This is a genomic window from Variovorax sp. GW823-FHT04F07, assembly GCF_058795995.1.
Window position 1 is genome coordinate 88307 of record NZ_JBXAIG010000006.1, and the last position, 26790, is coordinate 115096.

At 69.6% G+C, this 26790-nt stretch carries 29 protein-coding genes; 21 read left to right on the plus strand and 8 right to left on the minus strand.

Annotated elements, in window-relative coordinates; genetic code table 11:
- Positions 1-78 precede the first annotated feature (78 nt).
- From fhuE to AC1RAA_RS24610, 4 genes are all read right to left on the minus strand, one after another.
- Positions 79-2559, minus strand: a complete 2481-nt coding sequence (fhuE, locus tag AC1RAA_RS24595; RefSeq protein WP_492727939.1) for a ferric-rhodotorulic acid/ferric-coprogen receptor FhuE — start codon at positions 2557-2559, stop codon at positions 79-81.
- 70 nt (positions 2560-2629) lie between these two features.
- Positions 2630-3676: a FecR domain-containing protein gene (locus AC1RAA_RS24600; protein ID WP_492727941.1), complete on the minus strand. Its 1047-nt coding sequence runs from the start codon at positions 3674-3676 to the stop codon at positions 2630-2632.
- A gap of 61 nt (positions 3677-3737) precedes the next feature.
- Complete coding sequence (locus tag AC1RAA_RS24605; RefSeq protein WP_153282851.1) at positions 3738-4241, minus strand: sigma-70 family RNA polymerase sigma factor; 504 nt, start codon at positions 4239-4241, stop codon at positions 3738-3740.
- 113 nt (positions 4242-4354) lie between these two features.
- Positions 4355-5104: an SDR family oxidoreductase gene (locus AC1RAA_RS24610; protein ID WP_492727942.1), complete on the minus strand. Its 750-nt coding sequence runs from the start codon at positions 5102-5104 to the stop codon at positions 4355-4357.
- 102 nt (positions 5105-5206) lie between these two features.
- Between AC1RAA_RS24610 and AC1RAA_RS24615 the strand changes: the two genes are divergently transcribed.
- Positions 5207-6112: an AraC family transcriptional regulator gene (locus AC1RAA_RS24615; protein ID WP_492727944.1), complete on the plus strand. Its 906-nt coding sequence runs from the start codon at positions 5207-5209 to the stop codon at positions 6110-6112.
- A 13-nt stretch (positions 6113-6125) separates the two neighbouring features.
- On the opposite strand, the gene AC1RAA_RS24620 is transcribed toward AC1RAA_RS24615, so the two are convergent.
- Positions 6126-7823, minus strand: coding sequence for a long-chain fatty acid--CoA ligase (locus tag AC1RAA_RS24620; RefSeq protein ID WP_095746224.1), 1698 nt, complete (start codon positions 7821-7823; stop codon positions 6126-6128).
- 204 nt (positions 7824-8027) lie between these two features.
- Here AC1RAA_RS24620 and AC1RAA_RS24625 point away from each other — a divergent pair, with 204 nt between their 5' ends.
- From AC1RAA_RS24625 to AC1RAA_RS24635, 3 genes are all read left to right on the plus strand, one after another.
- The gene (locus AC1RAA_RS24625) at positions 8028-8588 is read left to right on the plus strand and encodes a CHRD domain-containing protein (RefSeq protein WP_390342445.1); all 561 of its coding nucleotides are present in this window, start codon (positions 8028-8030) and stop codon (positions 8586-8588) included.
- A gap of 105 nt (positions 8589-8693) precedes the next feature.
- Positions 8694-9134 (plus strand): OsmC family protein, encoded by a 441-nt coding sequence (locus AC1RAA_RS24630; protein ID WP_492727947.1) that lies wholly within the window; start codon positions 8694-8696, stop codon positions 9132-9134.
- A 42-nt stretch (positions 9135-9176) separates the two neighbouring features.
- Complete coding sequence (locus AC1RAA_RS24635) at positions 9177-10163, plus strand: Bug family tripartite tricarboxylate transporter substrate binding protein (RefSeq protein ID WP_062475921.1); 987 nt, start codon at positions 9177-9179, stop codon at positions 10161-10163.
- A gap of 13 nt (positions 10164-10176) precedes the next feature.
- Here AC1RAA_RS24635 and AC1RAA_RS24640 read toward each other — a convergent pair whose 3' ends face one another.
- A complete protein-coding gene (locus AC1RAA_RS24640) occupies positions 10177-10905 on the minus strand; it encodes a Crp/Fnr family transcriptional regulator (RefSeq protein ID WP_492727949.1) in 729 nt (242 codons plus the stop codon).
- A gap of 142 nt (positions 10906-11047) precedes the next feature.
- Here AC1RAA_RS24640 and AC1RAA_RS24645 point away from each other — a divergent pair, with 142 nt between their 5' ends.
- The 9 genes from AC1RAA_RS24645 to AC1RAA_RS24685 all read left to right on the plus strand — a co-directional run bounded on the left by AC1RAA_RS24645 (position 11048) and on the right by AC1RAA_RS24685 (position 18582).
- A complete protein-coding gene (locus AC1RAA_RS24645; RefSeq protein WP_223301409.1) occupies positions 11048-11548 on the plus strand; it encodes an ester cyclase in 501 nt (166 codons plus the stop codon).
- The gene (locus AC1RAA_RS24650; RefSeq protein WP_492727951.1) at positions 11545-12318 is read left to right on the plus strand and encodes an SDR family NAD(P)-dependent oxidoreductase; all 774 of its coding nucleotides are present in this window, start codon (positions 11545-11547) and stop codon (positions 12316-12318) included. Before AC1RAA_RS24645 ends, AC1RAA_RS24650 begins: the two co-directional genes overlap by 4 nt.
- Positions 12319-12361: 43 nt before the next feature.
- Positions 12362-13435 carry an MBL fold metallo-hydrolase gene (locus AC1RAA_RS24655; RefSeq protein ID WP_492727953.1) on the plus strand — a complete coding sequence of 358 codons (1074 nt, stop codon included), beginning with the start codon at positions 12362-12364 and terminating at the stop codon, positions 13433-13435.
- A gap of 46 nt (positions 13436-13481) precedes the next feature.
- The gene (locus AC1RAA_RS24660) at positions 13482-14819 is read left to right on the plus strand and encodes an MFS transporter (protein WP_159275934.1); all 1338 of its coding nucleotides are present in this window, start codon (positions 13482-13484) and stop codon (positions 14817-14819) included.
- Between the two features lie 88 nt (positions 14820-14907).
- On the plus strand, positions 14908-15669 hold the full coding sequence (locus tag AC1RAA_RS24665) for a GntR family transcriptional regulator (RefSeq protein WP_492727955.1): 762 nt from the start codon (positions 14908-14910) through the stop codon (positions 15667-15669).
- Positions 15666-16463, plus strand: coding sequence for a transporter substrate-binding domain-containing protein (locus AC1RAA_RS24670; protein ID WP_492727957.1), 798 nt, complete (start codon positions 15666-15668; stop codon positions 16461-16463). The genes AC1RAA_RS24665 and AC1RAA_RS24670 overlap by 4 nt, the downstream gene beginning before the upstream one ends.
- Positions 16464-16478: 15 nt before the next feature.
- Entirely contained in the window at positions 16479-17141 is a 663-nt protein-coding gene (locus AC1RAA_RS24675; protein WP_062475944.1) for an amino acid ABC transporter permease, read from the plus strand.
- 18 nt (positions 17142-17159) lie between these two features.
- Positions 17160-17813: an amino acid ABC transporter permease gene (locus tag AC1RAA_RS24680; protein WP_062475947.1), complete on the plus strand. Its 654-nt coding sequence runs from the start codon at positions 17160-17162 to the stop codon at positions 17811-17813.
- Positions 17797-18582: an amino acid ABC transporter ATP-binding protein gene (locus AC1RAA_RS24685; RefSeq protein WP_062475950.1), complete on the plus strand. Its 786-nt coding sequence runs from the start codon at positions 17797-17799 to the stop codon at positions 18580-18582. The genes AC1RAA_RS24680 and AC1RAA_RS24685 overlap by 17 nt, the downstream gene beginning before the upstream one ends.
- 33 nt (positions 18583-18615) lie before the next feature.
- On the opposite strand, the gene AC1RAA_RS24690 is transcribed toward AC1RAA_RS24685, so the two are convergent.
- Both AC1RAA_RS24690 and idi read right to left on the minus strand, forming a co-directional pair.
- Complete coding sequence (locus AC1RAA_RS24690) at positions 18616-18936, minus strand: LysR family transcriptional regulator (protein ID WP_159275929.1); 321 nt, start codon at positions 18934-18936, stop codon at positions 18616-18618.
- Between the two features lie 398 nt (positions 18937-19334).
- Positions 19335-19880, minus strand: coding sequence for an isopentenyl-diphosphate Delta-isomerase (idi, locus tag AC1RAA_RS24695; protein WP_492727960.1), 546 nt, complete (start codon positions 19878-19880; stop codon positions 19335-19337).
- A gap of 525 nt (positions 19881-20405) precedes the next feature.
- Between idi and AC1RAA_RS24700 the strand changes: the two genes are divergently transcribed.
- The 8 genes from AC1RAA_RS24700 (at position 20406) to AC1RAA_RS24735 (ending at position 26769) form a co-directional block, all read left to right on the plus strand.
- Positions 20406-20909: a P-loop nucleotide/nucleoside kinase family protein gene (locus AC1RAA_RS24700; protein ID WP_492727963.1), complete on the plus strand. Its 504-nt coding sequence runs from the start codon at positions 20406-20408 to the stop codon at positions 20907-20909.
- 26 nt (positions 20910-20935) lie between these two features.
- The gene (locus AC1RAA_RS24705) at positions 20936-21424 is read left to right on the plus strand and encodes a GNAT family N-acetyltransferase (protein ID WP_492727965.1); all 489 of its coding nucleotides are present in this window, start codon (positions 20936-20938) and stop codon (positions 21422-21424) included.
- A gap of 72 nt (positions 21425-21496) precedes the next feature.
- Positions 21497-22078 (plus strand): YceB family lipoprotein, encoded by a 582-nt coding sequence (locus AC1RAA_RS24710; protein WP_062475964.1) that lies wholly within the window; start codon positions 21497-21499, stop codon positions 22076-22078.
- Complete coding sequence (locus AC1RAA_RS24715; protein ID WP_492727968.1) at positions 22075-23079, plus strand: glycerophosphodiester phosphodiesterase; 1005 nt, start codon at positions 22075-22077, stop codon at positions 23077-23079. The genes AC1RAA_RS24710 and AC1RAA_RS24715 overlap by 4 nt, the downstream gene beginning before the upstream one ends.
- Positions 23076-23351: a hypothetical protein gene (locus AC1RAA_RS24720; protein ID WP_070062497.1), complete on the plus strand. Its 276-nt coding sequence runs from the start codon at positions 23076-23078 to the stop codon at positions 23349-23351. The genes AC1RAA_RS24715 and AC1RAA_RS24720 overlap by 4 nt, the downstream gene beginning before the upstream one ends.
- Positions 23352-23391: 40 nt before the next feature.
- Positions 23392-23802: a hypothetical protein gene (locus AC1RAA_RS24725; protein ID WP_492727970.1), complete on the plus strand. Its 411-nt coding sequence runs from the start codon at positions 23392-23394 to the stop codon at positions 23800-23802.
- A 200-nt stretch (positions 23803-24002) separates the two neighbouring features.
- A complete protein-coding gene (locus tag AC1RAA_RS24730; RefSeq protein ID WP_492728358.1) occupies positions 24003-25379 on the plus strand; it encodes a TolC family protein in 1377 nt (458 codons plus the stop codon).
- Position 25380: 1 nt separating this feature from the next.
- Positions 25381-26769, plus strand: a complete 1389-nt coding sequence (locus tag AC1RAA_RS24735) for a multicopper oxidase family protein (RefSeq protein ID WP_095948997.1) — start codon at positions 25381-25383, stop codon at positions 26767-26769.
- Positions 26770-26790 lie beyond the last annotated feature (21 nt).

Here is a 26790-nt window from a genome sequence, read left to right on the forward strand (position 1 = left end):
AACGGGGCGCGGACATGCGCCCCTCCCCTACATGACAAACGAGAACGAAAAAAGGGTCATGCCCCCGCTCTTTCCCGGTCAGAACGCGTAGCTCAGCGTCGCCACCGCGTTGCGCGGCGTGCCGAAGTAGGCCTGCCCGTCGATGTTGCTGTAGTACTTCTTGTCGAACAGGTTCTCGATGTTCAGCTGCAGCGCCAGCTTGGGCGTGAAGGCGTAGCGCGCCATCAGGCTCACGACCGCGCGCGAGCCCTGCTGGTAGCGCAGGTCGACATCGCCCACGCTGTACGCGTAGGAGGTGCGGTTCTGCCAGTTGACGCCGCCGCCCAAAGTGAGCCGGTGCCACGCGCCGGGCAGCCGGTAGGTGGTGAACAGCGTGGCCTGCGTGGTCGGCATGGCGGTGTTGATGCGGTTGCCGTTGCCTTCGCGGCCCAGCGTGCGCGCAATGCCCGCGTTCAGCTGCCAGCCCGGGGCCAGTTCGCCCGACACCTGCAGCTCGATGCCCTTGCTGGTCACGCCGCGTGCGCCGTAGTAGGCGCCTTCGCTCGAGTTGGGCACGAGCTTCGTGCCGTCGCGCTGCGCCACGTTCTCCTGCTCGGCGCGGAAGACGGCGATGGAAGTGTTGAGCTTGCCGTTCAGGTGCTCGCCCTTGAGGCCGATCTCGTAGCTCTTGCCGGTCACCGGGTCGAGGTACGCGCCGCTGGCGTCGCGGTAGTTCTGCGGCTGGAAGATGTCGGTGTAGCTCGCGTACACCGAGTAGTTCTCGCTCAGGTCGTACACCAGGCCCGCGTAGGGCGTGAACACCTCGTGCTTGCGCGTGGCCGGGGCGTCGGCGGTCAGGCGCGTGGAGCGCCAGCTGTTCTGGCGCCCGCCCACGATGAGCTTGAGCGAATCCGCCAGCGACAGGCGCGCGGCGCCGTAGTAGCCGGTCTGGCGCGTCTTGGTGATGGCCGAGACCTTCAGCGGGTCCCAGCCCGGCTCGGGGTACGACGCGGCGTTCCAGTCGTAGAAGTTGCCAGTGTCGGGCAGCGGGCTGGTGCGCGGATGGCTCGCCTCCACGTAGCGCGACTGGCTGTTGCTGACGCCCACCACGAGTTCGTGCGTGCGCCCCAGCAGCGTGAAGGGGCCGGTGGCCTGCAGGTCGAGGCTGTTCTGGCGGAACTGATGCTCGAAGTAGCCGGGCAGCGAACCCAGGCCGGTGCCGGTGAGGCGGTCGAGGTCGCCGTACAGGTACAGCAGCTTGGCGTTCTGCTTGCTCTGCCGGTGCGAGCCGTTGGCCTTGAGCTTCCAGCCGTTGTCGAACTGGTGCGTGAGGTTCGCGAAGGCGGTGGTGGTGGTCGTGTCCCAGTGGGTCCACGGTGTGCCGACGGTCTTGGAGCGGTCCCAGCGCGTGGCTGTGCCATCGCTGAAGGTCAGCGGCAGGCCGCCCCAGGTCGACGAGGTGGGCCGCGTGGCCTGCGACTCGATGCCCACGCTCAGCGTGGTGCTGGGCGTGAGGTCGGCATCGACCACGCCGTACAGCACGTGCTTGCGGCCGTGGTACATGTCGATGAAGGAGTCGCGGTCTTCCGTCATGCCGATGAGGCGGGCGCGCACGCGGCCGTCTTTCGTCACCGGCGTCTGCAGGTCGACCGTGCCGCGGCGCAGGTTCCACGAACCCAGCGCGAGCGATGCGTTGCCGGCGAACACCTTGCTGTCGGCGTGCTTGCGCACCAGGTTCACCGAGGCCGAGGGGTTGCCCGCGCCGGTGAGCAGCCCCGTCGAGCCGCGCACGACCTCGATGCGGTCGTACAGCACCGGGTCGTTGGTGGAGGCGCCGAAGAAGTCGGTGGTGACCGTGGTCGGCACGCCGTCGTACTGGTAGTTGTCGATGTAGAAGCCGCGCGCGTACAGGTCGGTGCGGTCGCTGTCGGAGCTCACCGAGAACACGCCGGGCACGCTCTGCATGGCCTGGCCGAGCGACAGCAGGTTCTGGTCGTCGATCTGCTGGCGCGTGATGACGGTGACCGACTGCGGCGTCTCGCGCGGCGACAGCGCCAGCCCCGTGGCCGCCGCCGTGGCGCGCGTGGTGTAGGCGCCGGTGCCTTCGGTGGTGCCGCTGCGGTCGGCCTCGGCCGTGACGGTGACGGGAGAGAGCGTGTCGACGCCGCCGGCCCCTGCGGCGGGCGTGCCGGCCTCGCGGCGGTTCAGCGTGTAGCTGCCGTCGGTGCGCGCCACCACCTGCAGGCCGCTGCCCGCGAGCAGGCGCTCGATGGCTTCGCGCGCGGTGTAGCGGCCCGCCACCGCGGGGCTGCTGCGCCCCTGCGTCAGCGCGGGGTCGAACGACAGCGCGATGCCGTTGCCGGCCGCGAAGGCGGCGAGCGTGCGGCCCAGCGGGCCGGCGGGAATGTCGTAGGCGCGGGACGCGGCGGCGTCGAGCGAGGACGACAACGCTTGTGCGAAGGCCGGCCCTCCCGCGCCGGCCAGGCCGCCGAGGGCAAGCGCCATCAAGGCATGGCGAAGGACGGTGTTCAGGCGGCGCTCTGCGAACGGGCGCAAGGCGGACGGGCGGGATGCAGACATGGAGACGGGCCTTTCGGTTGGGCAACGGTGGGTTCTTCACCCTCCTTGCCAGCCGAAACGAAAAAAAGTCTCACCCCCGGATCGATATATTTTTCGAAGCGCCCGTCGCGCGCTCTTCGGTTGCCGCACGCGGCACCAGCGTGACCCAGTAGCCGCGCAGGCGCGTGGCCGCATCGACCGGGTAGGTCGACACCAACATGCGCAGCACGCCGTCGGTGTCGGCCAGCGGAAAGGCGCCCGAGACACGCAGCTCGGCCACCGCCGCGTCGCACTGCAGCAGGCCGGGGCGGTAGCGCGACAGCTCGGCGGCGAAGTCGGCCAGCCGCATGCCGTCGGCGAGCAGCATGCCTTGGGTCCACGCCAGCACCGAGGCGTCCGCCGGGCGGAAGTCGTCGATGCCGTCGGCCGTGAAGCGGGCCTGCTGCCCCGCCGGCAGCACGCGCGCGGCGGCACGCTCGGGCGTGATGCGCACCGCGCCTTCGAGCACGGCGATGTGGGTGGCGCCGCCCGTCTCCTTGCGCACGCTGAAGCGCGTGCCCAGCGCCTCCAGCGTGCCGCCGGCGCTGGCCACGCGGAAGGGGCGGTGCGCGGCGGCGGGGTCGGGCGCGGTGGCGATGAAGATCTCGCCCGCCTGCAGCACCACGCGGCGCTGCGTGCCGTCGAAGTGCACATCGATCGCGCTGGCGGTGTTGAGCGTGAGGCGGCTGCCGTCGACCAGCCGCAGTTCGCGGCGCTCGCCGGTGGCGGTGCGGTGCCCGGCCATCCAGCCGCGTTCGCCCGCCATCTCGACCACCTGCCAGCCGAGCCAGCCGGCGGGTACGGCCGCGAGCAGCGCGGCCAAGCGGCCGAGCGTGGCGCGGCGGTTGTTCGCGTTGCCGCGTGCGGGCCGCGCGAGCGAAGACATGGCGAGTGCCGGCGGCAGGCCGCCAAGCTTGTTCATCAGCTGCTCGGCGCGCGCCCAGGCGCGGGCGTGGTCGGGGTGGCTCTGCCGCCAGCGCTCGCAGGCATGGCGGTCTTCGTCGGTGACGGCGCTGTCGTGCAGCCGCATCAGCCATTCGGCGGCTTCGTCGAGCACGCGAGGCGCAAGTGCTGACGTTTCGAAATTCATCGCGCTCATCAGAATGCCTTCGTGCTTCGCACTTCGGCGCGAGCTTGCTTGGGGCGGCCCGGCGCGGCGCTCATGCCATCACCGCCAGGCAGCCCCGAAAGCCCTGCTGCATGTAGCGCTTGACCGTGACCAGCGACACGCCCAGCTCGCGCGCGATGTCTTCGTACTTCATGCCGTCCAGCTGCGACAGCAGGAAGGCCCGGCGCGCGAGCGGCTTGAGGGCGTCGAGCATGGCGTCGATCTCGTGCAGCGTCTGCAGGATCACCAGCCGCTGCTCGGGCGACGGCGCCTCTGGCTCAGGCATCACGGCCAGCGCCTCGAGGTAGGCCCGCTCCAGCGCCTGGCGCTGGTACCAGTTCACGAGGATGTTCTTGGCCACGCTCGTGAGGTAGGCGCGCGGCTGCGCGATGACCTCCGGGTTGCGCGCCGTCAGCAGCCGCGCGAAGGTGTCCTGCGCGAGGTCGGCCGCGTCGCACGAATTGCCGAGCTTCTTGCGCAACCACGACTGCAGCCAGCCGTGGTGGTCGCTGTAGAGGGTGTGGACTTGCTGGAAGGCGGCTTCGGCAGCGGACATGGCGGGCGGCACGGCGGCGGGGGCACCGCCTACAAATAAGAATTATTCTCATTTTAAGCAAAAAGGCCGCAGTGCCGCCCTGCCCGTCCTGTCCACACTGCAGACAGCGCGGCTCAGGCCGGCCGGGCCGCCGCGAGCGCCACCGCGTCCGCGCCCGCCGGATAGCGCAACGTCGCCGCCACGTCGTTCGCGGCGCGCCAGACGGCCTCGGCCACGTCGGCCGCCGTGGTCACGGCCGTGGGGTTGCCCAGCGCCGCGAAGACGCCCTGCGCCAGCGGTGCGTAGTCCGGCGGGATCAGGCCTTGCATGCGCTGCGCCCCGTTCTCGGTGAACCGCGTGCCGGGCCCGTAACCCGGCTCGACCAGCTTCACGCGCACGTCGAACGCCGCCAGCTCGAACGCGAGCGAAGCGGTGAAGCCCTCGATGGCGGTCTTGCTCGCGGTGTACGCGGCCACCAGCGGCATCGGCGCGAGCGTGACGGACGAGGTGACGTTGACCAGCAGCCCCGAGCGCCGCGCCCGGAACTGCGGCAGCACGGCCTGCGCCATGGCCATCATGCCGAAGGTGTTGGTCTCGAACACCTCGCGCACGGTGGCCATGGGCGTGGCCTCGAAGGCGCCGAAGAGACCGACGCCGGCGTTGTTCACGAGCACGTCGATCGGGCCCGCGTTCTCGATGGCGGCGGCGATGCTGTCGGGCCGCGTCACGTCGAGCGGCAGCACGCGCAGGTTCGGCGCGTCGGGAAAGAGATCGTCGCGCGGCGTGCGCATGGTGGCGACGACGCGCCAGCCCTGGGCGTGGAAGTGGCGGACGGTGGCCAGGCCGTAGCCGGAGGAGCAGCCGGTGATGAATGCGGTTTTCAATGGGATTCCTTGGAAGTGGGTGATGAAGAGCCCCAACGATAGGGACGACCGACCGGACTTGCTACCATCGAACGTCGCCATTTCTTTTGCAGGAGTCCAGCCATGGCCGATCCCCTGGCCGAGGTCATCGCGCTGCTTCGCCCGCGCGCCGTGTATTCCAAGGTGATCGCGGGCGCCGGCGCCTGGGCCGTGCGCTACACGGCCTTCGGCCAGCCCAGCTTCTGCACCATGCTCGAGGGCGAGTGCATCCTGGCGGTCGACGGCCAGCCGCCGCTGGCGCTGGCCGCCGGCGACTTCCTGCTGATGCCGGCCACGCCCGGCTTCACGCTGTCGGGACTCACGCCGGCACCGCCGGTGTTCCTCGACCCGCATGAACAGGCGGCGCGCGAGGACGCACACGGCGAGGTCCGCCACGGCGACCGGAACGGCCCGCCCGACGTGCGCATGCTCGGCGGCTACTTCGCCTTCGATTCGCCCGACGCGGCCCTGATGGTGTCGCTGCTGCCTTCGGTGCTGCACATGCGCGGCGTCGCGCGGCTGTCGCTGCTGGTGCAGCTCGTGCGCGAAGAGTCCTTGGCGCAGCGGCCGGGGCGCGACCTCGTGCTCGGGCGGCTGGTCGAGGTGCTGCTGATCGAGGCGCTGCGCTCGGCGCCCGGCGAAGGCGCGCCGCCGGGGCTGCTGCGCGCGCTGGCGGACAGCCGGCTGGCCGCCGCCGTGCGGCACATGCACGCGGACCCCGCGCGCTCATGGACGGTGGAAGAACTCGCCGGCAAGGCCGCGCTCTCGCGCTCGGCCTTCTTCGAGCGCTTCTCGCGCGCCGTGGGCGTGCCGCCGATGGAATACCTGCTGGCGTGGCGCATGGCGCTCGCCAAGGACCTGCTGCGCCGCGGCGGCTGTGCGCCAGCGGAGGTGGCCGCGCGCGTCGGCTACAGCTCGGCCAGCACCTTCAGCACGGCCTTCAGCCGCCATGTGGGCCAAGCGCCGGGGCGCTACGCGCGCCAGCTGTAGCCCACAGCAACGATCAGGCCGCCGTGCCTTCCTTCTCCTGCAGCAGGCGCCACATCACCTTCCCACTCCCACTCTTCGGCAGCGCATCGACGAACTCCACCTTGCGCGGAATCTTGTAGACCGCCATGTTCTCGCGGCACCAGTCGATGATCTGCTGCTCGGTCGTGTCCTTGTGTGTGGCGCGCAGCACCACCACGGCCTTGACCGATTCGCCGCGGTAGTCGTCCTTGGTCGAGATGACGCAGGCCTCCTGGATCGCGGGGTGGCGGAACATCAGCAGCTCGACCTCGGCCGGCCACACCTTGAAGCCGCTCGCGTTGATCATGCGTTTGAGGCGGTCGGTGATGAAGAAGTAGCCCTCCTCGTCCATGCGGCCCATGTCGCCCGAGCGGAAGAAGCGCTTGCCCTCGAACTCGACGAAGGCGGACTTGGTGGCGTCGGGGCGCTTCCAGTAGCCCTGGAACACCTCGGGGCCGTGGATGATGATCTCGCCCGATTCACCGATGGGCATCTCCTGCAACGTGTCGGGGTCGACCACGCGCGCGTCGGTGCTCATGAACGGAATGCCCAGGCACTGCTGCTTGGGGTGGTCCGAGGGGTTGGTGTGCGAGGGCGCGGCGGTCTCGGTGAGGCCGTAGCCCTCCTGGTACTTCAGGCCGTACTGCTCGAGCAGGCGCTGCGCCACGGCCTGCGGCATGGCGGCGCCGCCGCCACCGATGTGGGTCATGCTCGTGAGGTCGTAGCTCGCGAAGTTGGGGCTGGCCATGAGGTCGATGACCATGGTGGGGATGTTGGTCCAGCTCGTGACCTTCCAGCGCGAGATGAGCCGGCCCGCCACGTCGCGGTCCCAGCGCGGCATGATGACCAGCGTGGCCGCCGCGAGGATCGAGGTGTGCATCATGCTCACCACGCCGGTGATGTGGAACATCGGCACCACGGCCAGCACCACCGCCTCCGACGTCGCCTGGCCCCAGAGCTGGCCGGCCATCGCGTTGTGCATGAGGCTCGAATGGTGGTGCACGCAGCCCTTGGGCAGGCCGGTGGTTCCGCTGGTGTAGGGCAGCAGCGCCATGTCGTTGGCGCCCACCACATGCGCGGGGGCCGGGTGGCCGGCCGCGAGCGCGTCGGTCCACGCCATGACCTGGCCGTCGGCCAGCGCGGGCAGCGGGTGGCGCGTGCCGAGCCAGTCGGCCCAGGCCGGCGCGGGGGCGTCGTCGCCGGTCACGCCGGCATCGAAGGCGTCGGTGAACTGGCTCACGATGAGGTGCGACAGGCGCTGCTCGGGCGGCAGTGCGTCGCTGGCCTTGGCCAGCTCGGCCGCGAGGTCGCCGGTGGTGATCGCCACCTTGGCGTCGGGGTCGACGATGTAGTGCTTGAGTTCTTCGGCCCGGTTCATCGGGTTGACCGGCACCACGACGGCGTTGGCGCGCAGGATGGCGAAATGCGCGATCACCAGCTGCGGGCAGTTCTGCATGTTCAGCACCACGCGGTCGCCGCGCTGCACGCCCAGCGCATGCAGCGTGCCGGCCAGCCGCTCGACCTGGTCGGCCACGTCGCGGTAGCTCAGCACGCGGCCGAAGAAGACCAGCGCGGCCTTGTCGGGGTAGCGCGCCGCCGAGGTGGCCAGGTTGTGCCACAGCGAGGTCGCGGGGACGGTGATCGAATGCGGGAGGCGCTTGGGCCAGAACTTGTAATGCGGGCGTGGTTGCATGGTCTGTGAACAGGCGAAGGAGGAAGGAGAGGGGAAAGAAAGCGGTGCGAAAAGGCGCAATGCGCCAGCCTAAGCCGCACCGGCCGCCGCTCCCATCGGGGAAGCCCCCGGGGCGTCACCTTGGCGACGCCCATTCTTCGTACGTCGGGTAGGCACAGCGCATCGGCTATCGTGCGGGCTCCGCTTCACCTGTGCCTGCCTGCCATGCCCGATCCCGCCCGCCCCACCTTGCGCCGACGCATCGCCCTCTTCGGTGCCGCACTGGCCGCCCTGGCCGCGGCGGGCTGCTCGCGGGTCCCCCGGTTCGGCATGTCGGCCCCGGCGACGGAGCAGCCGTCCAAGGAACCACCGACATGGTTCGTGGCCGACTGCTGGCTCGGGACCGAGGACGTGGTCCCGCCGCACAAGGGCAAGGCCGGCGGCTCGGCGGCCGGCACCCTGACGCTGGCCACCGGGGTGTTCGAATGGCGCGTGAATGCCGCGCGCCTGAGCGGGCCGGCAACGGTCGTCGGCTTCTACGGCCCCGCCGCCACGGGCAGCAACGGCCCGCTGGCGATCCAGCTGCCGCTGCCCAGCGAGGGGGAGCCGCGCAACGACGGCACCGGCGCCGGCTACGAGCGGACCGGCACGAACCGGTTGACGCCCGCGCAGATGGCCGACCTGATGGCGGGCCTCTGGTATGTGAGCGTGTCGACGCAGGCCTGGCCGGGCGGCGAGGTCCGGGGCCAGCTCAAGCGCAGCACCTGGGGCGTGCACGGCGGCTGACGTCGGCCCCCGATGCGATGCGCTCTGCGACTACAGACAGGCGCGGATTTCGGAGCGATACCTGCGGTTCTCCCTCCGATCCACCCTCCACCTGAAGGAATGTCCATGGCAGCAGACAAGCACGCAAGCGTTCACTGGGAAGGCGCCGGCAAGACCGGCAAGGGCTTGGTCAGCACCGAGACCGGCGCCCTGAAAGACTACCCCTACGGCTTCGCCAGCCGCTTCGAAGACGACCGGCGCGGCACCAACCCCGAGGAAATCGTCGGCGCGGCCCATGCGGCCTGCCTGACGATGGCCTTTGCCTTCGCGCTGGAGGCGGCGGGCCTGACCGCGACGCGCATCGACACCAAGGCCGCCGTGCGGCTGGCCAAGGACGGCGCCGGTTTCAAGATCGACCGCATCCAGCTCGAACTGGACGCGGCCGTGCCGAACCTCGACGAGACGAAGTTCCAGGAAATCGCGGCCGCCGCCAAGGCCGGCTGCCCGCTGTCGAAGGCGCTGGCGAGCGTGCCCGAGATCACGCTGAAGGCCACGCTGGCGAGCTGACCGCGCTGCTTATGATCGTCTCCACAAAAAAGGAGACGGATCATGAGCAAGCCCACCCGGACCGCATCGGCGGTCCTTTCTTTCGCCCTCGGCGCGTTCGGCGCATTCGGCACCACGGCGGCCCTGGCCGCCTACCCCGACAAGCCGATCAAGGTCGTCATCGGCTTCCCGGCCGGCGGCCCGCTCGACCAGCACGCGCGGCTGCTGACCGACAAGCTGCAGGCCGTGCTCGGCCAGCCGCTGATCGTCGACTACAAGCCCGGCGCGGGCGGCTCGGTCGGTGCCGACTTCGTCGCCAAGAGCCCGGCCGACGGCTACACGCTGGTGCTGGCCAACACCGGCGTGGCGGTGATCAACGGCGCGCTCTACAGCAAGCTGCCCTACAACACGCAGCGCGACTTCGTGCCGATCGCGCGCACCGCGATGCAGCCGCTCGCGCTCTTGGTCACGCCCAAGCTGCCGGTGCAGAACCTCAAGCAATTCATCGACTACGCCAAGGCGCGGCCGGGCCAGGTCAACTACGGCTCGGCGGGCAACGGCGGCATCAGCCACCTCGTGCCCGAGATGTTCAAGACCGCGACCGGCCTCTTCATGGTGCACATCCCCTACCGCGGCAGCGCGCCGGCCTTCACCGACCTGATGGGTGGGCAGGTGCAGTTCATGGCCGAATCGATTCCGCAGGCCGCCAACTATCACAAGCAGGGCAAGGTGCGCGCGCTGGCCGTGACCAGCCGCGAGCGCAACCCCGCGCTGCCCGACGTGCCGACCGTCATCGAGTCCGGCGTCAAGGGCTTCGAGGTGGTGGGCTTCTATGGTTTCCTCGCGCCGAAGGACACGCCCAAGGACGTGGTCGCCAAGCTCAGCGATGCGTTCAGACAGGTGCTGACCAGCCCCGAGGTGCGCGAGCGCATGGTGAGCCAGGGCGCGGACCCGGCCTACCTGGGCAGCGAGGACTTCGCACGCTTCCTCGCGACGGAAACGCCGCGCTGGGACAAGGCGGTGAAGGCCTCGGGCGCGCGGATGGACTGAACCCCGGCGGCGTTCAGCGCGGCGTGGCCGCGTGCCGCTCCAGCTGCGCGCGGTCGAGCAGCTCGATGCTGCGGTAGCGCACGCGCAGCGTGCCGTCTTCTTCCCACAGCTTGAGCTGGCGGTTCACGCTCTGGCGCGACACGCCGAGCATGAACGACAGGTCTTCCTGCGACACGCCCAGCAGCGTGCCGCCGCCGTCCTCCGCAGGCGCCACCGCGCGCGCATCCAGCGTGAGCAGCCGGTGCGCCAGCCGCACGGGCAGCGGCATCAGGATCACGTCGTCGATCCAGGCCAGCGCCTGGCGCAGCCGCAGGCACACGAGCCGGGTGAAGGCCATGTGCACGTCGGGATGGTCGGCCACCAGCCGGTGGAAGTCGGCCGCCGCGACCACGGCCATCTCGGTGGTGTCGACGGCGCAGGTGTCGTAGACGCGCTCGCGCCCCACCAGCAGCGAGACCTCGCCGAACCAGTGGCCCGGCTCGAGCATCGCGATCACCGCTTCGCGCCCGCCCGGCGCGACCACGCTCACGCGCAACGAGCCGCTGACCACGCCGAACAGCGCGTCGGGCGACGAGCCCTTGTGGAACAGCGATTCGCCGCGCACCAGCGTGCGCCGGTGCGCCACCGCGAGCAGGCGCTGCTGCACGTCGTCGGCCAGCCGCATGTCGCTGTTGTGCACGGGCGAAGGCTGCGCGTCCGGCGCGTCGGGGCTGGCGCTGGAAGAAGGGGAAGAGCGTGGCATCGCGGGTTTGTCCGGGGCCTCGATTGCCAACACCGGACAGTCTGGCGTCGAGGGGCTGTCGATAGTACGCAGGCCACCCGGGTCGACGCATTCGCGGCAACCCGATGTCCCCTGTCACCCCTGTCGCATGGAGCACACCCCGATGACCACACTGACCGACCTGCAAGCCCGCCGCGAGCGCCTCGTGCTCGACCATTTCGCCGACGAGACGCGGCAGGATTTCGACGCGGTGCTCGGCACCTTCCCGCACCCGCACTACGAGCTGATTCCCAGCGGCGAGGTGCACGACGGCATCGCCGACGTGCGCCAGTACTACACCGACACGCGCCGCGCCTTCCCCGACCAGCGCCACGAGATCATCCAGCTGCGCCATGCCGACGATTCGGTGATCGTGGAGTTCTGGCTGCTCGGCACGCACCGCGGCCCGCTCAAGGGCCTGCCGCCGACGGGCAACAGCTTTCGCTGCCGCATGAACGCCTTCTTCATCTTCGAGGGCGACCGGCTGGTGTGCGAGCGCGTGTACTTCGACACGCTGACGATGCTGCGCCAGCTGCTCGTGGGCGTGCCCCCGGAGATGGTGGGCGGGCTGGTCGCCGGACTGCTCGGCCAAACCGCCCCGCGGGCCGAGGCCGCCACGGCATGACCGACGCGCTCGCCCGGCCGCTCGAAGGGCGCCATGCGATCGTGACCGGCGGTGCGCGCGGCATCGGCCTGGCCATCGCGCGGCGCTGCCTCGCGAACGGCGCGAGCGTCGCGCTGTGGGATGTCGAGGCTGCGACGCTGGCGGAGGCGGCGGCGCAACTGGCGCCGCTGGGCACCGTGATCACATCGTTGGTCGACGTGCGCGACGAAGACCAGATCGCCCACGCGGCTGCGCAGTCGCAGGAACGCTTCGGCCGCGTCGACGTGCTCGTCAACAACGCGGGCGTGCTCGGGCCGACGGTGCCCGCGTGGGAGCACACGCCCGCGCAATGGCGCCACGTGCTCGACATCAACCTCACGGGCGCCTGGCTGTGCTGCCGCGCCCTCGCGCCGCTGATGCTGGCGCAGCGGCGCGGGCGCATCGTCAACATCGCCTCGGTCGCGGGCAAGGAAGGCAACGGCTTCAACGCCGCCTACTCGGCCTCGAAGGCCGGGCTCATCGCGTTGACCAAGTCGCTCGGCAAGGAGCTGGCCTCGTCGGGCGTGCTGGTGAACTGCATCACGCCGTCGGCGGCCGACACGGCCGTCTTCGCGGGCGTGCCCGCCGAACACCGCGAACAGCTGCGCACCGCCCTGCTCTCGCGCGTGCCGATGGGGCGCTTTGTCGACGTCGACGAAGTGGCGGCGATGGCGGCGTGGCTGGCGTCGGACGAGTGCTCGTTCAGCACCGGGGCGGTGTTCGATATCTCCGGAGGGCGCTCGATGTACTGAGCGACGCACCAGGCAGCCCACGCATCCAGACACAGGAGACCCTATGACCCGAGACCCCGACCCCACCGGCTTCGCGCAGATCACCGAGCTCGACGGCACGCGCCACGCCGCCATGCCACAGGACCGCCTGCGCGCCATCCGCCACGGCGCCGAAGCCCTGCGCGAGCGGCTGCTCGACGCGCCGCCCGTGCACTTCGCGCGCAGCTTCAACCTGCTGCGCATTCCGTACCCCGCGTGGTTCGCCTTCACCGGCGTGTACTCGCAGCAGCTGCTCAAGCCGCACATGGTGCATCTGCTGGCGCGCACCGTGCTCGTCCAGTACGACGACTTCGAAGGCCGGCTGCGCACGCTGCTCTTCACGCCGGCCGACTTCGAGGCCGGCAACGCAACGCCCTACTTCAAGCGCCTGAGCGACCAGACGCCGAAGTTCCTGCACAAGGCGATTGCGCCGGCCTACCAGACCGTGCTGCAGGCGCTCGCCGGCTGCGGCGTGGCGCCCGAACAGATCGACCACATCACCTACGACCACCTGCACACGCAGGACGTGCGCCGCTGGCTCGGCAGCGCGGGTGCGCCGGGCCTGCTGCCGAACGCGAAGCTGCTGGTGCATCGCCAGGAACTCGCGAACGTGCAGGGCCTGCTGCCGGTACAGGCCGAGTGGTACTGCCCGCACGGCCTGGACGGTGTGCCGGCCGAGCGCATCGTCGCCTTCGACGGCAGCCTGCAGCTCGGTCCCGGCGTCGCGCTGGTGCACACGCCGGGGCACACCGAAGGCAACCACTCGCTGGTGTACCGCACGGGCGACGGCCTGCGCGTGAGCAGCGAGAACGGCGTGGCGGCCGACAGCTGGGCGCCGCTGCAGTCGCGCCACAACGGCATCCGCCGCTATGCGCAGGCCACGGGCGCCGAGGTGATCCTCAACGGCAACACGCAGGAGAGCAGCAACGACCAGTACCTGTCGATGGTGCTCGAGAAGACGCTCGCGGGCACCTCGGCGCTGCACGGCTTCAGCAACGTCGTGCCGTCGGCCGAGTGCTCGCCGCACTGGCTGTTTCCGGGCGCGCCCACGAGCCACCTGTGGGGCGAAACCAGCTTCGGCGCGCTCGTGCGGGCCTGACCTGCCAACACGCGCACAACAGCAAGAAAGAGAAGGAGACACACCGATGAACACCGCCACCCTCGACGCCGCCGCCGGCGCGCGCACACCGGCCTCGGCCGATGCGCGCGACGATGCCGCGCTCTTTCGCAAGATCACCTGGCGGCTGATGCCGCTGCTGTGCGCCTGCTACGTGCTGAACTACCTGGACCGCACCAACGTCGGCTACGCGCAGCTGCAGATGAAGGACCAGCTGGGCTTCAGCGACGCGGTGTTCGGCCTGGGCGCGGGCATCTTCTTTCTGGGCTATGCGGTGTTCGAGATCCCGAGCAACCTGATGCTCGCAAAGATCGGCGTGCGCGCCACGCTGCTGCGCATCATGGGCCTGTGGGGCCTGGCCTCGGCGGCGATGATGTTCGCCACCACGCCCACGCAGTTCTACGTGCTGCGCTTTCTCATCGGCGTGTTCGAGGCCGGCTTTGCGCCGGGCGTGCTGTTCTACCTGACGCTGTGGTTCCCCTCGCGCCGCCGCGCGCAGGCGACCGCGCTCTTCTTCATGGCCTTCGGCGCGGCGCCCATCGTCGCGGGACCGATCGCCGGACTCACGATGACCTACCTGGACGGCGTGCTGGCGCTGCGCGGCTGGCAGTGGCTGTTCCTGCTCGAAGGGCTGCCGAGCGTGCTGCTGGGCGTCATTGCCTTTCGCACGCTGTCGAACAGCCCGGCGCAGGCGCCGTGGCTCTCGCCGGCCGAGAAGCAGCGCGTGGCGCACCTGCTGGCCGAGGACCAGGCCGCGCACGGCGCCGCCGGGCGCCACACCTTCGGCGCGGCGATGCGCGACGGGCGCGTGTGGCTGATCGGCTTCATGTCCTTCCTGATCATCCTGGGCATCTATGCGCTGTCGTTCTGGCAGCCGACGATCCTGAAGTCGATGGGGCTCAGCGTGCTGCAGATCGGCTTCTATTCGGTGATTCCCGCCGTGGCCGGCATCGCGGCCAACATCGTCGTGGGCCGCCACTCCGACCGGCACCAGGAGCGCCGCTGGCACTTCGCGCTGGGCGCGCTCGCGGGCGCGGCCGGGCTGGCGCTGACCACGCTCTTCATGCACAGCCCCGTGGCCGCCGTGCTGTGCCTGGCGCTGGCGTCGATGGGCATCTCGAGCGCCTTCACCGTGCTGTGGGCGATTCCCGGCAGCTTCATGTCCAAGAGCGCCGCAGCGGCGGGCATTGCGCTCATCAGCACCATCGGCGGCAGCGCGGGGCTGGTGGCGCCGATGATGGTGGGCGCGCTCAAGACGCTCACGGGCGGCTTCACGGCCAGCCTGTATGTGCTGAGCGGCGCGCTGGTGCTGTCGGCGCTGCTCATGCTGCTGGCCCTGCCCCGCAGCGCACTCGGCCAGCGCTAGCGCGCACCGCCGGCGCACCACGGCCGGCCCATTTCGGTGCACACGGCTTGCATACCAGTTGGCACGGAAGCTGCTGATATGCAGGCATATGGCCATCTCCGCATCCGAAATCAGTGCACGCATCGTCGAAGCGGTGATGGCGCAGAAGCTCGCGCCCGGCGCGCGCCTGGGCGAGCAGCCGCTGGCGATGCTGTTCGACTGCAGCCGCACCATCGTGCGCGAGGCGCTCACGCGGCTGGCCGCGCGCGGCATCGTCACGGTGAGCGCGCGGCGCGGCTGGTTCGTCATCGAGCCCTCGCAGGACGAGGCGCGCGAGGCCTTCGAGGCGCGGCGCGTGATCGAGCTCGGGCTCATCCGCAGTACCGACAAGATCGACAAGGCCGCCCTGCGCCAGCTGAAGGCGCACCTGCAGCGTGAAAAGGCCGCACTGAAAGAGAGCGACGTCGGCCACCGCAGCTTCCTGCTGGGCGACTTCCATGTGTGCCTGGCCGAGTGCCTGGGCAACACGCTGCTGGCCGACACGCTGCGCGACTTCACCGCGCGCACCACACTGATCGCCATGCTCTACCAGAGCACGCACGACGCCGTGCAGTCGTGCGAAGACCACGTGCAGATCGTCGCAGCGCTGGAGCGCGGCGACCACGCCGCCGCCGAGGCGCTGATGGCCGAACACATCGGCACGGTGCAGTCGGCGCTGCGCGTGCAGGCCCCCGCCGACCCGCTCGCGCAGCTGCGCGATGCGCTGGCACCGCTGAACAACAACCCCACCCCCGCGCCGCAGCGCCGCCGCAAGGCCGCGCCCGCCGACGACGCCACCGATTCATCGACCTACCTAGGAGCCCTGCTATGACCTCTTTCGCCACCCGCCGCCTCGCCCTCGCGCTGGCCAGCGCCGCCCTGCTGGCCGCCACCGGCGCCGCCCAGGCGCAGAACGCGCTCGACAACGTGCTCAAGGCCAAGACCATCAAGATCGCCGTGCCCACCGACTACCCGCCGTACGGCTCGGTCGACCGCAACATGCAGCCGCAGGGCCTGGACGTGGAGATGGCGCAGCTCGTCGCCGCCAAGCTCGGCGTGAAGGTCGAGCTGGTGCCGGTGACCAGCGCCAACCGCATTCCCTACCTGCAGACGCGCAAGGCCGACCTCGTGATCTCCACGCTCGGCAAGAACGTCGAGCGCGAGAAAGTGATCGACTTCAGCGCGGCCTACGCGCCCTTCTTCCAGGCCGTGTATGCGGCCAAGAGCATGAAGCTCACCAGCTTCGCCGACATGGCCGGCAAGACCGTCGCCGTGACGCGCGGCGCCATGGAAGACCAGGAACTGAACAAGGTGGCGCCGCCGAACGTCGACTACCGCCGCTTCGAGGACAACAACGCGACGATCGCCGCCTTCGTGGCCGGCCAGACGCAGACCCTCGCGACCAGCGCGGCAGTGGCCGGCGACATGCTCGCGAAGAACCCGAAGGTGAGCGCCGAGTACAAGCTGCTGCTGAAAGACAGCCCCTGCTTCATCGGCATCGCCAAGGGCGAAACCGCATTGAAGACCCGGGTCAACGAGATCATTGCCGCCGCCAAGAAGGACGGCACGCTCGACGCGATGTCCAAGAAGTGGCTCGGCAAGGCGGCCGGCGACCTGCCGGTCTGACCGAAGGGCGCGGCCATGGGCATTGAATTCGACTTCGGCGCGGTGCTCGCCGAGTGGCCGCTGCTGCTGCGCGGCGTGGCGTGGACGCTGGGCCTCACGGCCGTCGGCACCGTGCTCGGCCTGGCCGTGGGCACGCTGTGCGCGTGGGCCCGCTCGGGCGGGCCGGCGTGGCTGCGCGCGCTCGTGGGCGCGTACGTGGAGCTGATCCGCAACACGCCCTTCATCGTGCAGCTGTTCTTCATCTTCTTCGGCCTGCCGGCCGCGGGCGTGAAGCTCTCGCCCGAGGTGGCGTCGGTGATCGCGATGGTGATGAACCTGGGCGCATATTCGACCGAGATCATCCGCGCCGGCATCGAGGCCACGCCCAAGGGGCAGATCGAGGCCGCCGTGAGCCTGGCGCTCAGCAAGGCGCAGGTGTTCCTGCGCGTGGTGCTGCCGCCGGCGCTCAAGAAGGTGTGGCCCGCGATGGTGAGCCAGATCGTCATCGTGATGCTGGGCTCGGCGGTGTGCGGGCAGATCTCGACCGAGGAGCTGAGCTATGCGGCCAACCTGATCCAGAGCCGCAACTTCCGCGCCTTCGAATCCTTCATCGTCGCCACGCTCATCTACCTGGCGTTGGCCGTGGCGCTGCGCCGCCTGCTCCAGTGGGCGGGGCCGCGCTTCTTCTTCGGCCGCTGAACGCGAGGCCCTTGCACCATGGTCGATTTTTCCTTGTGGGACATCCTGCGCAATCTGCTGATGGCGCTGCGCTGGACCGTCGTGCTCTCGCTCATCGCCTTCGTCGGCGGCGGGCTCGTGGGCGGGCTGCTGCTGTTCGCGCGGCTGCGCGGCGGCAAGGCGGCGCAGCGGGCCGTGGGCCTGTACGTGCAGCTGTTCCAGGGCACGCCGCTGCTGATGCAGCTGTTTCTCGCCTACTTCGGCATCGCGCTGTTCGGCATCGACGTGTCGGCGTGGACGGCCGCGAGCGTGGCGCTCACGCTGTACACCAGCGCCTTTCTCACCGAGATCTGGCGCGGCTGCGTGGCCTCGATCCCCAAGGGCCAGTGGGAGGCCTCGGGCAGCCTGGCGCTGAGCTTCGGCGAGCAGATGCGCCACGTGATCCTGCCGCAGGCCGTGAAGATCGCCATCGCGCCGACGGTCGGCTTCCTGGTGCAGGTGATCAAGGGCACGGCGCTGGCGTCGGTGATCGGCTTTGTCGAACTCACCAAGGCCGGCAGCATGATTTCGAACGCCACCTTCCAGCCCTTCGTGGTGTTCAGCTGCGTGGCCCTGCTTTATTTCGTGCTGTGCTTCCCCGTGAGCCTGTACGCCAAGACCCTCGAGAGGAAGACCCATGGCCGCCGTGCTTGAACCCCAAACCCAACCCGAAGCCGCATCGTTCGCGGCGCCCATCGTGCGCATCACGGCGCTGCGCAAGTCCTACGGCACGAACGAGGTGCTCAAGGGCATCGACCTGGACGTGAAGCGCGGCGAGGTGATCGCCATCATCGGCAAGAGCGGCTCGGGCAAGAGCACGCTGCTGCGCTGCATCAACGGGCTCGAGGTGTTCCAGGAAGGTGCGCTCACTGTCGACGGCAAGCCGCTCCTGCACGAGAGCGCGATGGCCATGCGCACGCTGCGCCAGCGCGTGGGCATGATCTTCCAGGGCTTCAACCTGTTCCCGCATCTCACGGTCGGCAAGAACGTGATGCTCGCGCCCACGCTGGTGAAGAAGCGTTCGTCGATGGAAGCCGCTTCGCAGGCGCGCAAGCTGCTCGAACGCGTGGGCCTGGCCGAGAAGTTCGATGCGATGCCCGAGCAACTGTCGGGCGGCCAGCAGCAGCGCGTGGCCATTGCCCGCGCACTCGCGATGGAACCGGCCGTGCTGCTGTGCGACGAGATCACCTCGGCGCTCGACCCCGAGCTGGTGGGCGAGGTGCTGCGCGTGGTGGAGTCGCTGGCCGACGAAGGCATGACGCTGTTGATGGTCACGCACGAGATGAGCTTTGCGCGCAAGGTCAGCGACCGCGTGATCTTCATGCACCAGGGCCGCGTGCACGAGATGGGCCCGCCGGCGGAACTGTTCGGTGCGCCGCAGACGCCGGAGCTGAAGCAGTTCCTGTCGTCGCTGCACGACTGACCGCGCGCGTGGCAGCGGCAGCAGCCGCCGCCGCTACAGGTGCTGCGATTCGTCGATGCCCAGCCGCAGCCCCGCGGCCAGCGGCGGCACCAGCCGCCCGCCGCGCCGCTCGACCTCTTCGCCCGCCTTCAGCAGCTGCTGCACCTGCTGGAAGAGTTCGTCGCCGGCCGCGGTCAGCTGCACGCCCTGCTGGCTGCGCGCGAACAGCGCGTGCCCGAGGATGCCTTCGAGCTCCCTCACGCGGGCCGTGATGGCCGGTTGACTGACAAAGAGGTGGCGGGCCGCCGCGTTGACGGAGCCCAATGTCGCGGCCCAGTGAAAGGCCTCCAGTTGCCGGAAGGTGATGCGCAACACCGCAGCCCCCTTTCAGCCGGGGGCTGTCGTGGACGTGCAGGGGTACACCGCGGCCTGTTCGCTCTTCTGCTTCATGTCTGCCTTCTTTCAAAGCAATTCAATCGCATCGAATGGCGAGAAGGCCACGCAACGGGGAATTCTAATTGCGTGAATTCCCATGACCACGGACGCAAACCACGGATCCAATCCAATTCAACAGAGGTGATTCCTTCTCATCAAATCCTTGAATTAACCGACTCCCAGGCTTGTAAGGCATTGCCGGGAGTGAATTGAGAATTTAGTGCAATTGCAGTTCCTGTTAAAGAGAAATTTTTTGATATAGAACTTTGGTGGTAGGTGCAATTCGACCGAAAGCCACGGGAATCAGTGGGCCTTACGGGTCTGGCCGAGGCCGCGCGTCAATGCGCCGTCAACGCGCGCTCCCGCCAGGCCCCCAGGCCTTCCGGCCCGAAGCGTTCGGCGATGCGGTGCAGCCAGATGGTGAAGTGCGCCGGGGCCCGCGCCAGTTCGCGGTGCAACTCGGGCAAGGCCAGCCATCGCCACTCGCGCACCTCGCCGGGGTCGGGTTGCGGCAGCCCGTGCGCGATGCCGACGAACACGTGGTCGTACTCGTGCTCGACCAGCTCCGCGGACACCGCCTCCCGGTAGAGAAAGGCCGTCACCGGCTGCAGCGCGCACCGCAGGCCCAGCTCTTCGTGCAGCCGCCGCAGGGCGGCCGCGCCGGTGTCCTCGCCGGGGCGCGGATGCCCGCAGCAGCTGTTGCTCCACAGGCCGGGCGAGTGGTACTTGCCCAGGGCGCGCTGCTGCAGCAGCACCCGGCCCTGCGTGTCGAACAGGAAGATCGAGAACGCCCGGTGCAGGATGCCCTCGCGGTGGGCGTTCATCTTCTCGACCGCGTGCAGCGGCCGGTCTTCGGCGTCGACGGCGATCAGGAATTCGTCCATGCGCTGCTCCAGAAGTGAGGGCCCGGAGCCTCGCGGCCCTGCGATTTCCCTGGCCTGGCGGCTTCGAAAAAGCCGATTCGCTTCTTTAGCACGTATTTTTTTCCAGACCGCAATAAGAAATTCAAATTAGTTCGAACTGATTACATCGACGAAGAATATAAAAAATGGAATAAACACAAATAATTACACAGATAACAAAAATATCGAATCAGATTCACAAATGCGCCCAAACTGCTCCACAGGTATTTCTTGCGCATTTCGAACCGTGGTTCCTGGTTCGCCCGCGCCGCACGGTCATTGGCGCGCCATCGGCAACGCGTGATCGCCGCCGCTTTCCCGCGCGCCCCGCGCCGGGTTAACCTCGCCCTCCATGGCCCGCCTTCGCACCGCATCGATCATTCGCCCGCTCTCGCGAGAGCGGGTGAGCTAGCGCACGGTTCGAAACCACGCCATGCAACCCGCCCCAGGAGGCGGGTTTTTCTTGTCCGTCTCCCGAGGTTTGTTCCCCCAACCGCAGGAGACCGAATGACACCGACACCACCCTCACCGCTCCCGCCCGTGCTGCACATGGTCTGCGGCAAGATCGGCGCCGGAAAGTCCACGCTGACCCGGCGCCTGGCGCAGGCGCCCGCCACCGTGTGCATCAGCGAGGACACCTGGCTCGCCGCGCTCTACCCCGGTGAAATCCACGCGCTGCCCGACTACGTGCGCGCCGCGGGCCGGCTCAAGCAGGCGATGGGCGAGCACGTCTGCGCGCTGCTGCGCGCCGGCGTGTCGGTGGTGCTCGACTTTCCGGCCAACACGGTGAGCCACCGCGCCTGGGCGCGCGGCCTCTTCGAGCAGGCCGGCGCGGCGCACCAGCTGCACTTTCTCGACGTGCCGGACGAGGTCTGCAAGGCGCGGCTGCGGGCGCGCAACGCGGCAGGCGAGCACCCCTTCGAGACCTCCGACGCGCAGTTCGACCTGATCACCCGCCACTTCGTGCCGCCCACGGCCGAGGAAGGGTTCCACGTGATCCGGCACGCCTGACACCGGTGCCGGTAAGCTGCGCGCCGATGCACATCGAACCCGCCCTTTCCACCGAAGCGCCCGCCGTCGCGGCCGTGTTGGCCGAAGCCGCGCAATGGCTCGCCGAGGGCGGACGCCCGCTCTGGAGCGCCGCCGACACCGGCCTCGAACGCATCCAGCGCGACACCGACGCCGGCCGCTACGTGGTGGCGAAGGAGAACGGCGACTGGGCCGGCGTGATGCGCCTCGATCTGGAAGACCCGTCGTTCTGGCCCGAGATCGCGCCCGGCAGCGCGCTGTTCGTGCACAAGCTGGCCGTGCGCCGCGCCTGGGCCGGCCGGGGCGTGTCGCGCGCGCTGCTGGGCCATGCACGCGACCACGCCCGCGCGCTCGGGCGCCCCTGGTTGCGGCTGGACTGCGTGGCCGACCGCGCCGCGCTGCGCACGCTGTACGAAGGCTTCGGCTTCGCGCTGCACAGCTGCATCGACCTGCGCGGCGGGACGTTTGCGCGCTACGAACTGCGCGTGAACGGCTGAACCTCCGACACGCCGGCGCGCCCTTGCGCCGCTGGCGGGAACCTCGTCGCCTGTGGCAAGCTCGCAAGCTCCATGACCGACCGAATCCCGCCCTCTCATTTCCGCCGTCGGGTGCTGCGCGCGCTGCTGGGCGCCGCCGCCCTGCCCGCGCCGTTCGCGGCGCTGGCCGGCTTCAACTTCTTCACCAACGAATACACCGCCACGCGCGAGGAGCTGCAGTCGCAGATCGCCAAGCGCTTTCCGGTGGCCGAGCGCTATGCCGAGATCTTCATGGTCGGGCTGCGCGACCCGCAGCTGGGCCTGGACGGGCGCGCCAACCGCGCGGCCATCACGGCCACGCTGACCATCGCCAGCCCGCTGCTGGCGGCCTCGCCGGTGCAGGGGGTGGTGTCGGTGAGCAGCGCGCTGCGCTACGACGCGGCGGCACGCGCGCTGCGGCTGGACCAGCCCAAGGCCGAGCGCCTCGAGCTGCAGGGCGTGGAAGGCCGCGACGCCGAGCGCCTGCAGAAGGTCGGCGCGGTGGTCGCACAGGAACTGCTGCAGGGCCAGATCCTGCGCAGCTTCACGGCCGACGAGCTCACGGTCGGGCGCAAGACCTACGAGGTCGGCGACATCACGGTGCAAGACAACGGCATCAAAGTGCAACTCAAATGAAACATCGCGCCGTCCTTCTCCTCATCTCCGCTGCGCTTATCGCTGCCGGCTGTGCCGCAGTCGCCCCCAAAGTGAAGCAGCATTTCGACCTGCAGGCCCACCGCGGCGGACGCGGCCTGGCGCCCGAGAACACGCTGGCCGCGTTCTCCAACGCGATGGCCCTGGGCGTGACCACGCTCGAACTCGACATCGGGCTCACGGCCGACGGCGTGGTGGTGGTGTCGCACGACACGGCGCTCAACGCCGACCACACGCGCGACGCGCGCGGCGCCTGGCTCATAGCCAAGCCCGCCCCGTCCGTGCGCTCGCTCACGCTGGCGCAGCTGCAGACCTACGACGTGGGCCGCCTCAACCCCGAGAGCAACTACGGCAAGCAGTTCGCGCTGCAACAACCGCGCGACGGCGAGCGCATTCCCACGCTGGCCGCGCTGTTCGCGCAGGTGCAGGCGCGCGGCGCCGATGCCGCGCGAGTGCACTTCAACATCGAGACCAAGATCGACCCGACCAAGCCCGACGAGACCGCCGCGCCCGAGCCCATGGTGCGCGCGCTGCTGGCCGAGATCGACAAGGCGAAGGTGGGCGAGCGCGTGACCATCCAGAGCTTCGACTGGCGCACGCTCGCGCTGGTCGGCCAGCTCGCGCCGCAGCTGTCGCGCGCCTACCTCACCACGCCCCGCACGCTGAAGGACAGCCGCTGGACCGCCGGCCTCGACGCCGCGCGCTTCGCCTCGGTGCCGCAGCTCGTGAAGGCCGCGGTCGGTGCATCGACCGGGCCGGTGATCTGGTCGCCGGCACATGCCGACCTGGGTGCCCCCGCGATCCGCGAGGCGCAGAAGCTCGGCATGAAGGTCGTGCCCTGGACCGTGAACCAGCGCGCCGACATGGTGCGGCTCATGGACGCGGGCGCCGATGGCCTGATCACCGACTACCCCGACGTGCTGCGCGACCTCATGCGCGAGCGCGGCCTGGCACTGCCACCACCAGCGAAGGCCACCTCATGAGCACCGTGACGCAACTCGATACCATCGCCTCGGGCATCGCCGCGCTGCAAGGCGGTGGCGGCTCCGTCGCCACGCTCTCCACGGCCGCGCGCGCCAGCACCGAGCTGCTCGGCGCCCTGCCGCCGCGCTACGGCGAGGTGCTGCTGAACCTGCTGGACCGCCTCGAATCGAGCGCGCTCTTCAGCGAGGAAAGCTGCTCGTTCAGCCAGAAAGACCTGCTCGACAACCTGCAGGTGTGGGTCGACAAGGCCCGCGGCCAGCTGGTGTCTTGAGGCGCTGACGCCCCGCCCCGGTTTATCATCGCGCCCAACCATGCGCACCCTGCTGCTCGCCCTCATGATCGCCCTGCTGCCCATCCGCGGCTGGCTCGGCGACGCCATGGCGCTCGAGATGGTGCGGCATTCGCTGCCCGCCGCCGAGGCGGTGGTGGCCGCGGCAAACGGCATCGCCGAATCGCACTGCCATGAAGCCACCATGGAGGCTGACACCGGCCACGACATGGCGGCCATGCACGGCAGCAGCAGCGATTCGCAGCAGTCCCACGGCACCGACCACGCGAACTGCGGCACCTGTGTCGCCTGCCAGGTCTGCCACACGGTGGCGCTCGGCGGCATGCCGCTGGTCGACACCCCGCATGCGGCGCCCCAGGCGCCGCCGGCCGCACACGCGGCCCGCTTTGCCAGCGCCGAGCCCGTCCTGGGCTTCAAGCCGCCCATTTCCTGATCTTCCTGCCCGTAGTCCGTCCGCAGTGAGCCCTTCCCGGCTCGCAGCGTTCGCCGTATTGCCCATGGAGATCGCTCGTGAATTCCCTTGCTCGCCGGCCGTATGCCGGCATCCCCCGCTATCGAACAGATAGCCCGCCCCTCGGGCGAAAAAGTCACTTTTCATTCCTCAGAACCGCCACCGCGCTGACCGCTGCGTTGGTGCTCGCCGGCTGCGCCAGCCTGTCGCCCGACGGCGGCGCCGGCGACGTGCAGGCGCTGGTCGACGGCAACCCGCTCATGGCGGGCGCCGCGGCCCAGCGCAAGCCGGACGACGCCTCGCAGCAAAGCGTCGACGCGCTGCTGGCCAAGCCGCTGGACGCCGAAGCCGCCGTGCGCATCGCGCTCGTCAACAGCCCACGCGTGCAGGACGCCTTTGCCACGCTGCAACTGAGCGACGCCGACCGCGTGCAGGCCGCGAGCCTGCCGAACCCGGTGCTGTCCTTCAGCCGCCTGGCGCAGGGCAGCGAGCGCGAGTTCGAGCGCATGCTGAGCTTCAACGTGGTGGGCCTGCTCACGCTGCCGTGGCAGGCGCGCTGGGCCGGCCAGCGGCACGAAGCGGCCAAGCTGCAGGCGGCGCAAAGCGTGCTGCTGCTGGCCGCCGACACCCGCCGCGCCTGGGTGCGCGCGGTGGCCGCACAACAGAGCGTGAGCTACCTGCGCGACGCGAAGGACGCCACCGAGGCCGGCGCCGAACTGGCGCACCGTATGGCCCAGGTCGGCAACTGGAGCGCGCTGCAGCGCACGCGCGAACAGCTGCTGCTGGCCGACGCGTCCGCGCAACTCGCACGCGCCGAACAGGCGGCCGTCGCCAGCCGCGAACAGCTCACGCGCCTGCTGGGCCTGAGCGGCACGCGCACCGGCTACACCCTGCCCGACCGCCTGCCGCCGCTGCCGAAGGCCGCGCCCGAACTCGGCGACGTGCAGGCCCTGGCGCTGCGCGACCGGCTCGACGTGCGCTCGGCGCAGGCGCAGAACACGGCCGTGGCCGGCTCGCTCGGCCTCACGCACGCCACCCGCATGATCAACGCGATGGAGTTGGGCGTGGTGCGCAACACCACCTTCGAGAACGATGCCGATCGCTCGAAATCAACCACGCGCGGCTTCGAGCTCGAACTGCCGATTCCGATCTTCGACTGGGGCCAGGCCCGCAGCGGCCGCGCCGAGGCGCAGTACCTGCAATCGGCCGCGCGCGTGCGCGACGTGGGCGTGCTCGCCGCCAGCGAGGCGCGCGAAGCCTGGCAGGGCTGGAACACCGCCTACGCCCTGGCGCGCCGCTATCGCGACGAGGTGCTGCCGCTGCGCAAGCAGGTGAACGAGGAGATGGTGCTGCGCTACAACGGCATGCTCGCCAGCGTGTGGGAGCTGCTCGGCGAAACGCGCGCCAGCATGCTCGCCGTGAACGCCGGCATGGAGGCCCAGCGCGACTTCTGGCTGGCCGACACCGATCTTCAACTGGTGCTCACGGGCAGCTCGCCCGGCGGCATGACGGCCCTGCAGACCGCGGCCACCAACGAACCTGCGGCGGGAGGCCACTGACATGAACCGTCGCAACTTCTTTGCGGGCGCCGCCACGGCAGTGGCCGCCACCACCGTGAGCCGCGTGAGCATGGCCGCGCTGCCCGAGCCGGTGACGCAGGCCTCGACCGCCACCGCGCCACCGCTCGTGCCGCCCAACGGCCGCCCCTACAACCCCGTCGTCACGCTCAACGGTTGGACGCTGCCCTGGCGCATGAACGCCGGCGTCAAGGAATTCCACCTCGTCGCCGAACCCGTCGTGCGCGAGATGGCGCCCGGCTTCAAGGTCAACATGTGGGGCTACAACGGCCAGTCGCCCGGCCCGACCATCGAGGTGGTCGAGGGCGACCGCGTGCGCATCTTCGTGACCAACAAGCTGCCCGAGCACACCACCGTGCACTGGCACGGCCAGCGCCTGCCCAACGGCATGGACGGCGTGGGCGGCATCACGCAGCCGCACATTCCGCCGGGCAAGACCTTCGTCTACGAGTTCACGGCGCGCCGCCCCGGCACCTTCATGTACCACCCGCACGCCGACGAGATGGTGCAGATGGCGATGGGGATGATGGGCTTCTGGGTCACGCACCCGAAGGCCGAGCATCCGCTGATCGAGAAGGTCGACCGCGACTTCTGCTTCCTGCTCGGCAGCTTCGACGTGGAACCCGGCAGCGCCACGCCCAAGGTCAACACCATGACCGACTTCAACATCTGGAGCTTCAACAGCCGCGTGTTCCCGGCCATCGACACGCTCAACGTGCGCAAAGGCGACCGCGTGCGCATCCGCGCGGGCAACCTCACGATGACCAACCACCCGATCCACATCCACGGCCACGAGTTCGAGGTGACCGGCACCGACGGCGGCCCCGTGCCGCGCACCGCGCGCTGGCCCGAGGTGTCGGTCGACGTGGCGGTGGGCCAGATGCGGCAGATGGAGTTCATCGCCGACGAAGAAGGCGACTGGGCGCTGCACTGCCACAAGGCACACCACACCATGGGCCCGATGGGCCACGACGTGCCGACCATGATCGGCGTGGACCACAAGGGCGTGGCCGAAAAAATCAAGAAGCTCGTGCCCGACTACATGGTGATGGGCGACAAGGGCATGGCCGACATGGGCGAGATGGAAATGCCCATTCCCGAGAACACCGTGCCCATGATGACCGGCACCGGTCCCTTCGGTTCGGCCGAGATGGGCGGCATGTTCACGCTGCTCAAGGTGCGGCGCGACCAGAAGCCGGGCGACTACCGCGACCCGGGCTGGTTCAAGCACCCGGCCGGCACGGTCGCGCGCGAGGTGTCGGCCAGCGGTGCGCCGGTGGCGCCGCGCAAGACGGGCGCCGCGCCCGCGAGCCCCGACAGCGGCAGCGCCACCGTGCGCAAGCCCTCGGGCCATGGAGCCCACAACCACTGATCGCATCGATCCAACTTTTTT